General features: G+C 60.3%; 12 protein-coding genes. 11 read left to right on the top strand and 1 reads right to left on the bottom strand.

The genetic code is table 11. From position 1 onward, the window contains the following. Positions 1-134: 134 nt before the first annotated feature. Complete coding sequence (locus KVU_RS10570; protein ID WP_013385221.1) at positions 135-1,520, top strand: FAD/NAD(P)-binding protein; 1,386 nt, start codon at positions 135-137, stop codon at positions 1,518-1,520. Here KVU_RS10570 and KVU_RS10565 read toward each other — a convergent pair. Then, complete coding sequence (locus KVU_RS10565; RefSeq protein ID WP_013385220.1) at positions 1,504-2,295, bottom strand: GntR family transcriptional regulator; 792 nt, start codon at positions 2,293-2,295, stop codon at positions 1,504-1,506. The genes KVU_RS10570 and KVU_RS10565 overlap by 17 nt on opposite strands. A gap of 210 nt (positions 2,296-2,505) precedes the next feature. Here KVU_RS10565 and KVU_RS10560 point away from each other — a divergent pair, with 210 nt between their 5' ends. From KVU_RS10560 to KVU_RS10515, 10 genes are all read left to right on the top strand, one after another. Continuing rightward, positions 2,506-3,564: an ABC transporter ATP-binding protein gene (locus KVU_RS10560; protein WP_013385219.1), complete on the top strand. Its 1,059-nt coding sequence runs from the start codon at positions 2,506-2,508 to the stop codon at positions 3,562-3,564. A gap of 51 nt (positions 3,565-3,615) precedes the next feature. Then, complete coding sequence (locus KVU_RS10555) at positions 3,616-4,854, top strand: extracellular solute-binding protein (RefSeq protein ID WP_013385218.1); 1,239 nt, start codon at positions 3,616-3,618, stop codon at positions 4,852-4,854. Positions 4,855-4,914: 60 nt separating this feature from the next. Next, the gene (locus tag KVU_RS10550; RefSeq protein ID WP_013385217.1) at positions 4,915-5,874 is read left to right on the top strand and encodes a carbohydrate ABC transporter permease; all 960 of its coding nucleotides are present in this window, start codon (positions 4,915-4,917) and stop codon (positions 5,872-5,874) included. Next, on the top strand, positions 5,871-6,728 hold the full coding sequence (locus KVU_RS10545; protein ID WP_013385216.1) for a carbohydrate ABC transporter permease: 858 nt from the start codon (positions 5,871-5,873) through the stop codon (positions 6,726-6,728). Before KVU_RS10550 ends, KVU_RS10545 begins: the two co-directional genes overlap by 4 nt. Beyond that, complete coding sequence (locus KVU_RS10540) at positions 6,725-7,399, top strand: N-acetylmannosamine-6-phosphate 2-epimerase (protein WP_013385215.1); 675 nt, start codon at positions 6,725-6,727, stop codon at positions 7,397-7,399. Before KVU_RS10545 ends, KVU_RS10540 begins: the two co-directional genes overlap by 4 nt. Positions 7,400-7,431: 32 nt before the next feature. Next, on the top strand, positions 7,432-8,334 hold the full coding sequence (locus KVU_RS10535) for an N-acetylglucosamine kinase (protein ID WP_044008078.1): 903 nt from the start codon (positions 7,432-7,434) through the stop codon (positions 8,332-8,334). 12 nt (positions 8,335-8,346) lie between these two features. Further along, a complete protein-coding gene (locus tag KVU_RS10530) occupies positions 8,347-9,246 on the top strand; it encodes an N-acetylmuramic acid 6-phosphate etherase (RefSeq protein WP_013385213.1) in 900 nt (299 codons plus the stop codon). Between the two features lie 76 nt (positions 9,247-9,322). Continuing rightward, positions 9,323-10,273 carry a sulfate adenylyltransferase subunit CysD gene (gene cysD / locus KVU_RS10525; protein WP_013385212.1) on the top strand — a complete coding sequence of 317 codons (951 nt, stop codon included), beginning with the start codon at positions 9,323-9,325 and terminating at the stop codon, positions 10,271-10,273. Then, complete coding sequence (gene cysN, locus KVU_RS10520; RefSeq protein WP_013385211.1) at positions 10,273-12,183, top strand: sulfate adenylyltransferase subunit CysN; 1,911 nt, start codon at positions 10,273-10,275, stop codon at positions 12,181-12,183. The genes cysD and cysN overlap by 1 nt, the downstream gene beginning before the upstream one ends. 309 nt (positions 12,184-12,492) lie before the next feature. Beyond that, entirely contained in the window at positions 12,493-13,206 is a 714-nt protein-coding gene (locus KVU_RS10515; protein WP_013385210.1) for an outer membrane protein, read from the top strand. The last annotated feature ends 167 nt before the right edge of the window (positions 13,207-13,373 follow it).

The following is a 13,373-nucleotide window of genomic DNA, read 5'->3' as shown; positions in this document are numbered from 1 at the left end:
TATCTTAGCAACAGGTTGATGCGGCGCGAAAAGTGGCGGCGTCCATTTTATCACGACGATACTTATCGACTATCCAGACTTGCGCTTGCACGCTAGTCTTTGATCGGCAATCAATGTGCGAAAGGCTGTCGTGAATGAAGGATGTTCAGATGCTCGACCGGACCGAGGGCGCAGATGCCAAGACTGCCCTGCTGATCATTGGCGGCGGCGCAAGCGGCGTTTTGCTGGCGGCGCATGTGCTGCATCACATGGGCGATGCGCCAAAGGGTGCGGTCACGATCGTCGAGCCGACGGTGGCTCTGGGTCAGGGCATCGCCTATGCGACGACCGATCCCGACCACCTGCTGAACACCCGCGTCCATAATATGAGCGCCTTTCCCGACCAGCCGCATCACTTCGCCGACTGGCTGGCGGCGCGCCCCGCCTATGCGGGCTATGATGACCACAGCTTTGTGCCGCGCATGGTTTACGGGGCCTATCTGGCGGATCTGGTGGCCGCGCCTTTGGCGGATGGGCGGCTGATCTGGCGGCGCGCGCGGGCCGTCGCGCTGCGCGAGGGGGCGGCAGGCGTTGTCGCGCGGCTGGATGATGGCGCAAGCCTTGTGGCGGATCGTGCCGTGCTGGCGACGGGGCATGTGGTGCCCGGCACGGGCGACGGGTTGGCCGCTAGCGCATGGGACAACGTGTCGGTCGATGATCAAGAGGGTCGCGTGGTGATCATCGGATCGGGCCTGTCGATGGTGGATCAGGTGCTGTCGCTGTTGAAGTCGGGCCACCGTGGTCCAATTGTGACCGTTTCGCGCCGGGGTCAGATGCCGCGCCCGCACCGCCCGGCCGCGCCGCTGGAGATCGCTGAAAGTGATGTACCATTTGGCGGCACAGCCAGCCAACTTTTCGCCTTTGCCCGCGCACAGGCGCGACGGGCCGAGGCGCAGGGCGGCACATGGCGCGATGCGGTGGACGGCATTCGCCCCTATGTGCGCCGCATCTGGGCCAGCCTCGACCTTGCAGCGCGCAAGCGGCTTTTGAAACATGCGGATGTCTGGTGGGATGTGCACCGCCATCGTATCCCCGAGGCCTCGGACACGACGATCTCGGCGGCGATGGCGCGCGGGCAGTTGACCCAGTTGCGTGCCGCCTATCTGGGGGCCGAGCGCTCGGCAGGGCAGGTGATCGCCCGCCTGCGCCCGCGCGGCCAAAGGGACGAGATTTCGCTGCCTGCCGCCGCGATCATCGACTGTCGCGGCATCCGCAATGATCCCGCCGCCCATGCCAGCCCGCTGATGGCGGATCTGTTCGGGCAAGGTGTGCTGCGCGTCGATCCGTTGGGGATCAGCCCCGATGTTGACGCCGACTGCCACCTGCGGGGCAAGGATGGTACATCCGCCGCGCATATTCTGGCGGTGGGCCCGGTCACGCGCTCGGCGTTTTGGGAGATTACCGCCGTGCCCGATATCCGCAGCCAGACCTGGCAAGTGGCGCAGGATATCGCGCCGCTGCTGGTCAAGGCACGGATTTAAGTTCCGTCACCACGTCGTACGCATCGGCGCGATAGATCGCGCGCGACAGTTCGGCCACGCGTCCTGATTGCAGATAGGCAGTGCGCTCGATCCGCAGGACGGCGGCGCCGGGCAAGATGCCCAATGTCGCCGCATCGCGCGGGGTGATGTTCGCCGCCGAAATCCGTTGGATCGCCCGCACGGGCGCGGCCCCCAGCGCGTCCAACTGTGCATAAAGCGAATCGGTCACCGCCATCGGGTCAGGCAGGATCGAGGCGGGCAGCGAGCTGCGCTCGACCCCGATCGGGCGACCATCCAGCCAGCGCACGCGTTCCAGCCGCGCGACCTTTTCCGACAGATCAAGGCCGAGGGTCATCAATTCCTCGGTCGTGGGGGCGTGCAAGGCGCGCGCCATCCAGATCGATTCGGCGGCAAGTCCGCGATTGCGAAACACTTCGGTAAAGGATGGCAGCCGCGCCTGGCGCAAGGTGACCGACCCGCCCAGCAGCGGATTGCCGACCTGCATCGGCTCGGTCGCGGGGGCTTGGGTGATGAAATTGCCCGATCCCTGTTGGCTGCTGATTTCTTGTGTGGCGATCAACTGCGCCAGGGCTTTGCGCACGGTCACACGGCTGACGCCGGTATTGCTGGCCAGATCGCGTTCGGGTGGCAGCGGATCGCCCGGATGCAGGCGGCCATCGCGCACCAGATCACGGATCGCGCGGGCAAGGCGCAGATAGAGCGCGCTATCCGCGCTTTGGCTGGCCATGGCGCTGTTCAGGTCGTCGTAATTCATTGCTCTGCCCGCAGGTTGCAATACCAATACAATACCATTTTATCGCGAATGGCGAGGCGTTTGGGGGATTCTTGTCATATTTGGCATGATATAAGGGGGTGATGCGTAATAATCAGGCAAATTTATAGTATCCGGCCTTCATCTGGCATGTTTATTTGACCTGTGGCTGAAATTGGTATTACAACGACCAAACAACCGCCGGAGAGAAGAATGGCCCAGCTATCGCTGCGAGATGTGCGCAAGAACTTCAAAGGCACCGAAGTGCTGCGCGGCATCGACCTTGAAATCGGCGACCGCGAGCTGGTGGTCTTCGTGGGGCCTTCGGGTTGCGGCAAGTCGACCCTGCTGCGGATGATCGCCGGCCTTGATGATATGACCAGCGGTGAGTTTTTGCTGAACGGCGCCTCGATGCGGGATGTGCCGCCGTCAAGGCGCGGCATTGCGATGGTGTTCCAGTCCTATGCGCTTTACCCGCATATGGATGTCTATGAAAACATGGCCTTTGGTGCGCGCCTGCAAGGTCTGGATAAGGACGAGGTTGATCGCCGTATCCAAGAAGCCGCGCGGATGCTGCGCCTTGAGCCGCTGCTCAAGCGCAAGCCGCGCGAGTTGTCGGGCGGCCAGCGCCAGCGTGTCGCCATTGGCCGCGCCCTGACGCGCAAGCCCGAAGTGTTTTTGCTGGACGAGCCGCTGTCGAACCTTGATGCGGCGCTGCGATCCGATGTGCGGCTGGAAATTGCCAAGCTGCACGAGGATATCGGCGGCACCATGATCTATGTCACCCATGATCAGGTCGAGGCGATGACGCTGGCCGATAAGATCGTGGTGATGAATGCGGGCCGCATTGAACAGGTCGGCGCGCCGCGCGAGCTATATGAACGTCCGGCCAATACGTTTGTTGCGACCTTTATCGGCTCGCCCCGCATGACGCTGATCCGCGCGACGCGGAAGGGCGATGCCTTTGCCGTCGCAGGCAGCGGCGCGGTCGAGCTGCCCGGCGCACCTGCCAGCGGCACAGAAGTCACACTGGGCGTACGCCCCGATGCCTTTGAAATTGCGCAGGGCGGTCAGGGCTTTGGTGCCGAATTCGTCTATTCCGAATATTTGGGCAATGACGCCTATGTCTACGCCCGCCTTGGCGATGGCACGCTGGTCAGCGCCCGCACCGATCCTGCGCCGCGCCCCGAGCGTCCGGGCGAGCGCATCACCCTGCGCCCCATTGCGGCTGCGGTGCATTTCTTTGACGGCGAAAGCGGCCAAAGGCTGTGATCGAATAAGATCTAAAAAGGCGCAAAAGCGCCAAACCCAACCGGAGGAACCATGAAGAACCTGTTTCGCACGACTGCGATCGCTTTAGTCGGCTTTTCCGCCGCCGCCCCCGCCTTCGCGCAAGAGTTAAGCTTCTGGAGCTGGCGTCAGGAAGACCGCGCCGTCTATGAGGATATCATCAGCGATTTCGAAGCCGCGAACCCCGGCATCACCGTGAATTTCGAGACCTTTGAGGCGACGAATTATAACACGATCCTGTCGACCGCGCTGGCGGGCGATGCTGGCCCCGATGTGATGATGGTACGCGCGCATGGCGGTTTGGAAATGGTCGCCTCGGGTGGCTATCTGATGCCGCTGTCAACCGAAAGCGTGCCGGGCGTTGCGGGCTTCCCCGAATCGGCGCTGGCCGCCGAGACGCTGCGTTCGGACGAGACGCTATATGCCGTGCCCTTCGCCTCGCAAACGCAATTCATCCTGTATAACAAGGGCCTGTTCGACCAGATGGGCCTGTCCGAGCCGCAGACCTGGGACGATCTGATCGCCACATCCGAGGCGCTGAAGGCCGCGGGCCTGTTCGCATTCGGCAATGGCACCGGCACCGCATGGCAGGCTGAAACCATCGCCACTGCGATCATCGCATCGGTCATTGGCAAGGATTTCTACGACGACCTGCTGGCCGGAAATGCCGATTTCACCGATCCGCGCTATGTCGGCGGTCTGGAAAAGCTGCAAGAGATTTCGGCCTATTTCCCCGATGGGTTCACGGGTCTGGACTATGCGGCCTCGCAACTGCTGTTCACTTCGGGCCTTGCGGGCATGTTCGCGGGTGGCTCGTATGAGGTGGCGAACTTCCTTGCGCAGAACCCTGATATCGAGGTTGGCGTCTTTGCTGCCCCGGGCCTTGCGGCCGAAGATCCCAAGCTGGTCGGCGTCTATTATGACGGCGGTTATGCGGGTAACGCGACGACTGAACATCCCGAGGCCGTGCTGACCTTCCTGAACTATCTGACCACCGTTGAATTTGGCCAGAAATTCGCGAACGAGCTGGGCAATATCACCCCCATTCCGGGTGTGACCTTTGAAAATCCGATGCTGCAACGCGTTTCGGATCTGAACCAAAGTTCGGTGCCCTACATCATGCTGACCAACTTCCGCTTTGGCGAGCCGACCGGTTCGGTGCTGCTGCAAGCCGAGGTTCAGCGCATGTTCGCAGGCCAGATCGACGCCGCGGGCGCAGGCCAAGCCATCACCACCGGCCTTGCCGCTTGGTATGCGCCCTTCCAGCAATAATGCCTTGGCGGGCTGATGCGTCAGCCCGCTGCCTCCTCCCTCTCGCCGCCGGAAATCCCCATGTCCACTGCACCTGATTTGACGACGATTGCCCCGCGGCGATCCGGCCTGCGGCTGACGGGGCGGGGCATGTGGATCACCTTCCTTTTGGTGCCGCCGATGGCCGTGATGGGGCTGTTCGTGATTTATCCGATCCTGTCGGCCTTTGCCTATGCGTTCTTTGACTGGAACGGGCTGCGGCGGGGCGATTTCGTCGGCTTGCAAAATTTCGCGACGATCCTGTTCGATCCCGTCTATTCCGGCACGCTGTGGAATGCGTTTCGCAACAATATCATCGTCTTTGTCGCGCTGATGGTGATCCAGAACGGTCTGGGCTTCGTGCTGGCCTATTGCCTGTGGCGCGAATTGCCCGGCGCGCGGTTCCACCGCGTTGCGGTCTTTTTGCCAGTGGTGCTATCGACGGTCATCATCGGCTATCTGTGGAAGCTGTTCTTTCACCCGATCTTTGGCGTCGTGAACCAATTGCTGAAATCGGTAGGCCTTGATGCGTTGGCGCAGCCCTGGCTGGGGCAGGCCGAAACCGCGCTGCCTGCGCTGATTTTCGTCAACGCTTGGGCCTGGGTCGGCTTTCCGACGCTGGTGTTTCTGGCCGGTCTGCAGCGCATCCCCTCTGAATTGCTGGATGCCGCGCGGATGGAGACGGACAGCGAAGTGACCCTGATCCGCAAGATCATCTGGCCGCTGATCGCGCCCTCGGCCACCATCGTTTTCGTGTTGCTGTTCATCGGCGCCTTCAACTTTTTCGAACTGCCCTACATTATGGTCGGCCTTGAGGGCTCGCCCTATGGCTCGTCCGACGTGCTGGGGTTGATGTTCTATCGCACTGCCTTCGGGAACGTGTCGTCCGCGACGCAACAATTCGGGCTGGGGTCCGCCCTTGCGGTGCTGATGTTCCTGTTCATCGCCGTTTTCGCCACCATCTGGACTATGCATCTGCGCAAGCGGGAGATCGAAGTATGAGTGCCGCCCCCATCACCGGCAACCGCGGCATTCTGGCGACATTCGGCCGTGACGGGCTGATCCAGATCATTCTGATCGCCAATTCGATCCTGATGCTGGCGCCTGTCATCATCATGGTGATGTCGGCGTTCAAGACGAATATGCAGATCTTTCAGGACCCGTTCGGCATCCCGAATTTCACGGATCTGGCGAATTTCGCGACCATTATGACGCGGTCGAATTTCCTGCGTTACCTGTGGAATTCGGTCTTTGTGACGGGCGTGTCGATGGCGCTGATCCTGTCGCTGGGGATGATGGCCGCCTATGCGATCGCGCGCTATGATTTCAAGGGCAACGCCTTTGTGCTGCTGTTCTTTATGGCGGGGCTGATGCTGCCGTTGAAACTGGCGATCATCCCGCTGTTCATTCTGTTTCGCGACCTTGGCATCATCAACACGCATTGGTCGCTGATCGCGATCTATGTCGCGATGGGGCTGCCCTCGACCGTGTTCATCCTGACCGGCTTTATCCGCACCCTGCCGCGCGAACTGGAGGACGCCGCCCGTATGGATGGCGCATCCGAGGCGCGGATCATGTGGTCGGTGATGATTCCGCTGTGCCGTCCCGCCATGGTGATCGCCGGCATCTATAACGTCGTGCCGATCTGGAACGATTTTTTCTTCCCGCTGGTTTTCGTCCAAAATGACGCGCTAAAGACGCTGCCGCAGGGCATGACGACCTTTATGGGCGAATATTCGACCAATTACGGTGCGCTTTTCGCGGGTCTGACGCTGGCCGCCGCGCCCATCACCATCCTTTACATTCTGCTGTCAAAGCAGTTCATCAACGGCATGACATCCGGAGCCGTTAAATGACACTGTTTCAAAAGGGCGGGCTGATCGTTTCCTGTCAGGCCCGCGCCGATAATCCTTTGCATGGCCCCGTCTTTATGGCGGCCATGGCGGAAGCCGCCGAAGATGGCGGCGCGGTGGCGCTACGCGTCAATGGGGTCGAGGATATCTCGGCCATCAAAGCGGTCACGCATCTGCCGGTGATCGGCATTTTCAAAATGTTCGACCACGATCCTGTTTACATCACACCAATGCTGGGGGCGGTCGACGCGCTGGTCGAGGCAGGGGCGGATATCATCGCCTATGACGCCACCTTCCGCGCGCGCCCCAAGGGCGACCCGGTCGAGGCGATTTTAGAGCGTATCCACGCGCATGGTAAACTCGCCTTCGCCGATATCTCGACCTTCGACGAAGGCGTTGCCGCCGCCGCGGCGGGCGCGGATATCATCGCGACCACGCTTGCGGGCTATACCGCCGAGACGCAGGGCACCCGCGGGGCCGGGCCGGATCTGGAACTGGTGCGCAGGCTGTCGCAAGCCCTGTCGATCCCGGTGATTGCCGAGGGGCGCTATAACACACCCGCACTTGCGGCCAGTGGTTTGCAGGCGGGCGCTTATGGCGTTGTCGTGGGCACCATGATTACCAACCCGCGCGAAATCACCCGCAGCTTCGTGCAGGAACTACAGCAAGGTTAAGCATCGCGCCCCCAAGACGCGGTGCCTGAAGGATGAGGGCTGAATTGGGCTACTATCTGGGTATCGACGTTGGGGGCACCGGCACGCGCTGGGTCGTCATCGACGCCAATGGAGACGAGGTCACGCGTGGCCGCACGGATGGGGCCACGGGCCTCATCTATGATGCGGCCAGCCTCGCCGCCTTTGTCGGCGCGATGGAGGCGGTGCGCGAAGGCTCGCCGGGGCCGCTGTCTTATGTGCATCTGGGCATCACCGGCGCGGGGTTTAACCGCCATGCCGCGCTGGACGAACAGGTGAAGCTGGCTTTTCGGATTGGCGAGGGCGCCTTTTCCTATTCCAATGATATGGTGCTGGCCTGGCACGCGGCCTTTCCAAATGGTGGTGGGCATATTGTGTCCGCCGGGACAGGCTCGATCGGCCTCACGTTCAAGGACGGCGAGCGCATCGCGGTTGGCGGGCGCGGGATTATGATTGACGATGGCGGCTCGGGCACATGGATCGGGCTGCGCGCGCTGGACCGGCTTTATCGGCTGATCGACGAATGCGGCGCGCCAAAGGGCGCTGAAATTCTGGCGGACAAGCTGTTTGCGGCCATGGGCGGGGCCGAATGGGACGCAACGCGCGCCTTTGTCTATGGCCGTGACCGTGGCCAGATCGGCACGCTGGCCATCGCCGTGGCCGAGGCGGCCCATGCAGGCGATCCGATTGCGATGGATATGATGATGCGCGCGGGGCAAGAGCTTGCCCGTCTGGCGCGTGCGCTGGTGGATCGCGCGGGCCCGGCGCCCATCGGCTTTGTCGGCGGCGTCATGCGCCTGCACCCTTCGATCCGGGCCGAGGTTGAACGCGCCTTGCCCGGATATGACCTGCAATTCCCCACTATTGATGCCGCGCTGCAAGCCGCGCGCATTGCCCGCGCCGCGGCGCAGAACTGATCAGAGGCCAGCATGACCAACAGCACCACCGAATCCTTTGCCCACCGCTTTGGCGCGATTGAAAACTGGCCAACCGCCGAGGTTGTCGATGCGATGATCGAGGGGCAGATGGCCGCGATTGCCGCGATCGGCGCGGCGAAACCGCAACTGACCGCCGCGATTGATGCAGCCGCAGAGTCGCTGCTGGCGGGCGGGCGGCTGATCTATCTGGGGGCGGGCACATCGGGCCGCCTTGCGACGCTGGATGCGGCAGAGCTGCCGCCGACCTTTAGTTGGCCATATGAGCGCGCGATTGCAGTCATGGCAGGTGGGCCAAAGGCGATCACCCATGCCGTTGAGGGTGCCGAGGACAGCACCACGGAATCGGTCGAGGCGTTGAAGGCGCTGAACCTGGGTGCGCATGATGTTGTGATCGGGGTTGCCGCATCGGGGAATACGCCTTTTGTCATCGCGGGTCTGGATTACGCCAATTCCCTCGGGGCGGTGACGATCTCGGTCTATAACAACGTTTTTGGCAAACTGGGCGAGGTGGCGCGTTTTCCGCTGCTGGGGGCGACCGGGGCCGAGGTGATCGCAGGCTCGACCCGTATGAAGGCGGGCACGGCGCAAAAGGCGCTGCTGACCTGCCTGTCGACCGGCATCTTTATCCGCATGGGCTATGTCTATCGCGGCCGCATGGTCGAGATGCGACCGACCAATATCAAATTGCAGGCCCGGGCCGAACGGATGGTGGCAGAATTGGCGGATGCAAGCCTGCGGGACGCAACCGCAGCCCTCGCCGCCGCCGAGGGGTCCATCAAGGTGGCTGTCGTCATGTTGCTGTCATCCATTGATGCCGCAGAGGCAAAGCTGCGACTGGAACAGGCACAGGGAAAGCTTCATGCCGCTTTGACGCAAAATGTTGGTAATTAATTCTACCACTTGCAAGGATTAACGGCTAACCAAAGAGGGATAGCACAGCGCCGTGCCAGACCATTGGATCACGTCAATGACTCATGCCCAAGATACTGCCGTCAAACCTAAAGCTGAAACTTTATCTGCCGTCCAATTAACCCACCTGCAACGATTGGAAGCCGAAAGCATCCATATCATGCGCGAAGTGGTTGCGACGGCAGAAAACCCCGTGATGCTGTATTCAATCGGCAAGGATTCGTCGGTTTTACTGCATTTGGCGCGCAAAGCCTTTTATCCCGCGCCGCCGCCTTTCCCGCTATTGCATGTTGATACGACGTGGAAGTTCCGCGCCATGTATGACATGCGCGAAGCCGCTGCCGCCAAGGCGGGGATGACCCTGTTGGTGCATCAAAACCCCGAGGCGAAGGCCAAAGGCATTAACCCTTTTGAACATGGCGGCCTGCATACCGACATGTGGAAGACCGAAGGGCTAAAGCAGGCGCTGGATCATTATAAATTCGACGTTGCATTCGGCGGCGCGCGCCGCGACGAGGAAAAGTCCCGCGCGAAAGAGCGTGTTTTTTCTTTCCGCACCGCACAGCACCGCTGGGAGCCAAAGGCGCAGCGGCCCGAGCTGTGGAACCTTTATAATACCCAAAAGAAGAAGGGCGAATCGATCCGCGTCTTTCCGATCTCGAACTGGACCGAGCTTGATATCTGGCAATATATCCAGCTCGAGCAGATCGACCTTGTGCCGCTGTACTTCTCGGCGCCGCGCCCGACGGTCGAGCGCGACGGTATGCTGCTGATGATCGACGATGAACGTTTCCAGTTCCGCGAAGGCGAGGAAGTGGTCGAGCGTTCGATCCGGTTCCGCACCTTGGGATGCTATCCGCTGACCGGAGCAGTAGAATCGACGGCGGCTACGCTCTCCGAGGTCATTCAGGAAATGCTGCTGACCACGACATCGGAACGGCAGGGACGGGCGATTGACCATGACCAATCCGCCTCGATGGAGAAGAAGAAGCAAGAGGGTTACTTCTGATGACCGACGACGTGAAAAGCCATGCCTATGAGGCGGACCGCCTGATCGCCGAAGACATCGATGCCTATCTTAGCCAGCATCAGCATAAATCGCTGCTGCGCTTTATCACCTGCGGCTCGGTCGATGATGGGAAATCGACGCTGATCGGGCGGTTGCTGTATGATAGCAAAATGATCTTTGAAGATCAGCTTGCGGCGCTGGAAAGCGATTCAAAGAACGTCGGCACGCAAGGGCAGGATATTGACTTTGCACTGCTGGTGGATGGCCTCGCCGCCGAGCGCGAACAGGGCATCACCATCGACGTGGCTTATCGGTTCTTTACCACCGACAAGCGCAAGTTCATCGTCGCCGATACCCCGGGCCATGAACAATATACCCGCAATATGGCGACCGGCGCCTCGACCGCCGATTTGGCCGTTATTTTGATTGATGCGCGCAAAGGCGTGCTGACGCAGACGCGGCGCCATTCTTATCTGGTCAAGCTGCTGGGCATTCCGAATGTCGTGCTGGCGATCAACAAGATGGATCTGGTTGATTATAGTGCCGCGACCTTCCACCAGATTGTTGCAGATTACAGCGCCTTTGCTGAATCCATCGGGCTGAATTCCTTTGTCCCCGTGCCGATATCGGGTCTTAAGGGCGATAATATCGTCGAAAAATCCAGCGCGATGCCGTGGTATCAGGGCCCGACGCTGATCGCGCATCTAGAGACGGTGCCGCTGGGCGATACATCGCAAGAAAAGCCCTTCCGCATGCCGGTGCAATGGGTGAATCGCCCGAATCTGGATTTCCGCGGCTTTACCGGCCTGATCGCCGCAGGCGCGGTGCGCCCCGGCGACCGCGTCCGTGTGCAGCCCTCGGGCCGCGAATCGACGGTGAAAGAGATCGTCACCTTTGACGGCAATCTGGATCTGGCCGTTGCGGGTCAATCGGTATGTCTGACGCTGAATGACGAGATCGACTGCTCGCGCGGGGATGTCATCTCGACCGCGCTGGCGCCGGCCGAGACCGCCGACCAGTTTGAAAGCACGATCATCTGGATGGACGAGGCTGCGATGCTGCCGGGCCGTCCCTATATTATGAAGCTCGGCACCCAACAGGCCGCCGTCACGATCACCGAGCCGAAATACGAGGTGAACGTGAACACGATGGAGCGTCTGGCGGCGAAAACGCTGGGGCTGAACTCGATCGGTGTGTGCAATATCTCGACCGATCGGCAGATCACCTTCGCGCCCTTTGGCGACAATAAAACGCTGGGTTCGTTCATTCTGATCGACCGGGCGACGAATGCGACGGTCGGGGCGGGGCTGATCAACTTTAGCCTGCGCCGCGCCCAGAACATTCACTGGCAATCGGTGGATATCAACGCCGAGGCCCATGCCGCGCAAAAGGGCCAACAGCCCAAGCTGGTCTGGTTCACCGGCCTGTCCGGTTCCGGCAAGTCCACCATCGCCAATATGGTCGAGAAAAAGCTGTTCGCTCTGGGTAAGCACAGCTTCTTGCTGGACGGCGATAACGTGCGCCACGGGCTGAACCGCGATCTGGGCTTTTCCGACGCCGACCGGGTGGAGAACATCCGCCGCGTCGGCGAGGTGGGCAAGCTGATGGTCGAATCCGGATTGATTGTGCTGACGGCATTCATCTCGCCCTTCCGCAACGAGCGGCAGATGGTGCGCGACATGCTGCCCGCTGGAACGTTCATCGAGGTCTTTATCGACACGCCTCTGGCCGTTGCTGAAAGCCGCGATGTAAAGGGGCTGTATCGCAAGGCGCGGGCCGGGCAGCTCAAGAATTTCACCGGTATCGATAGCCCCTATGAGGCACCTGAAAGCCCTGATCTGCATGTTGATACGACCGCGATTTCTGCCGAAGACGCCGCAGAGATGATCGTCGCCCACATCATCGGCTGATCGCGCCAATACCAGAGTGATTCCATCACACCCCCGCTTGCACGGTCTCTTTCACGAGGTCGCGCAGGCGGGGGTGTTTGTTTTCGGGGGTGAGCACGTGGAAAATGTAGAAATGGTTAATTTACCTAGCGTATCTAACGTCTTGATTTTGTTCATGCCGAGTCATCTAATTGTTGTAAATCAGTCGCATAGACGATCTATGTCCGATAATACTCCTCGCAAGACAGTCGCCATCTGTTAATAAATTCGCATCTGCGGGGCGCTGATGCGTCGCGGCAATGGTGTTAATTTCGTTCGACGGAGATCCAAATGATCAAGAAGTTTATCGTCGCGAGTGCTGTGGTCGCAGCCTCGGTTGGTTCAGTAAATACGGCCGTCGCTGGCGGCCTGTCGCAAGAGATCGTTGAAGCGCCTGTCGTCATCCCGGTTGCGCCGGTACTGACGAACCGCTTTGCTGGTGGTTATGTCGGTCTGGGCTATGGCCATGTGGTCAGCAGCGATGACCGCGTTGGCATGGTCGATCAAACCACAAACCTGCTGACAGGCGTTCTGGGCGACTTGGATCTGGAAGGTGGCGCCGCCATCTTGCAAGCCGGTTATCGTTGGGCGAATGGCAATCTGGTTTATGGTCCCACGCTGCGTGTGCGCGGCGGCGGCATCGACGCCGAGCTGACGGGCACCAGCACCGGCTCTAGCACCGTGAACTGGGAAGCCGCGCTGCGCGGCAATCTGGGTTATACTGTGACGCCGAGCCTGCTGCTGTATGGTTTTGTCGGCTACACCTATGCCGAGGTCGAGTATGACGTCGCGGGTGCGATCAATGTGGCTGAAACCGTTAACTTTGGCGGTGTGAATGCAGGCCTTGGCGCGGAATATGCGCTGAACGATAATTGGTCGCTGTTCGGCGAATACGAATATGCCGGTTACGAGGGCAAGAATCTGGTTGATCCCGCCATTAACCAGCACACACGCCCGACACCTGACTTCCACAGCGTGAATATCGGTGTGAACTTCAGCTTCTAAACCCGCCGGGGCATAGATGTATAAAAGCCACAAAGGCCGCGTTTATGCGGCCTTTTATTATATTTTTAGCGTGCATTTCTGTTAAATAGGCCGCAAAATTAAGCCCATGCCGTTAATTTGGTATTAATCTTCTAAATTTCGTTAACCATTTGTTAACTATGGCGGCA

It is taken from the genome of Ketogulonicigenium vulgare WSH-001 (assembly GCF_000223375.1).
Lineage (GTDB): Bacteria > Pseudomonadota > Alphaproteobacteria > Rhodobacterales > Rhodobacteraceae > Ketogulonicigenium > Ketogulonicigenium vulgare.
Note: the sequence above shows the minus strand (reverse complement) of the source record. Positions and strands in the feature narration are given on the sequence as shown.

Coding starts and splice junctions, on each gene's coding strand:
- KVU_RS10535 (WP_044008078.1), top strand. CDS start 7,432: ATGAGGGCTGAATTGGGCTACTATCTGGGTATCGACGTTGGGGGCACC.
- KVU_RS10550 (WP_013385217.1), top strand. CDS start 4,915: ATGTCCACTGCACCTGATTTGACGACGATTGCCCCGCGGCGATCCGGC.
- KVU_RS10530 (WP_013385213.1), top strand. CDS start 8,347: ATGACCAACAGCACCACCGAATCCTTTGCCCACCGCTTTGGCGCGATT.
- cysN (WP_013385211.1), top strand. CDS start 10,273: ATGACCGACGACGTGAAAAGCCATGCCTATGAGGCGGACCGCCTGATC.
- KVU_RS10545 (WP_013385216.1), top strand. CDS start 5,871: ATGAGTGCCGCCCCCATCACCGGCAACCGCGGCATTCTGGCGACATTC.
- KVU_RS10555 (WP_013385218.1), top strand. CDS start 3,616: ATGAAGAACCTGTTTCGCACGACTGCGATCGCTTTAGTCGGCTTTTCC.
- cysD (WP_013385212.1), top strand. CDS start 9,323: ATGACTCATGCCCAAGATACTGCCGTCAAACCTAAAGCTGAAACTTTA.
- KVU_RS10540 (WP_013385215.1), top strand. CDS start 6,725: ATGACACTGTTTCAAAAGGGCGGGCTGATCGTTTCCTGTCAGGCCCGC.
- KVU_RS10560 (WP_013385219.1), top strand. CDS start 2,506: ATGGCCCAGCTATCGCTGCGAGATGTGCGCAAGAACTTCAAAGGCACC.
- KVU_RS10565 (WP_013385220.1), bottom strand. CDS start 2,295: ATGAATTACGACGACCTGAACAGCGCCATGGCCAGCCAAAGCGCGGAT.
- KVU_RS10515 (WP_013385210.1), top strand. CDS start 12,493: ATGATCAAGAAGTTTATCGTCGCGAGTGCTGTGGTCGCAGCCTCGGTT.
- KVU_RS10570 (WP_013385221.1), top strand. CDS start 135: ATGAAGGATGTTCAGATGCTCGACCGGACCGAGGGCGCAGATGCCAAG.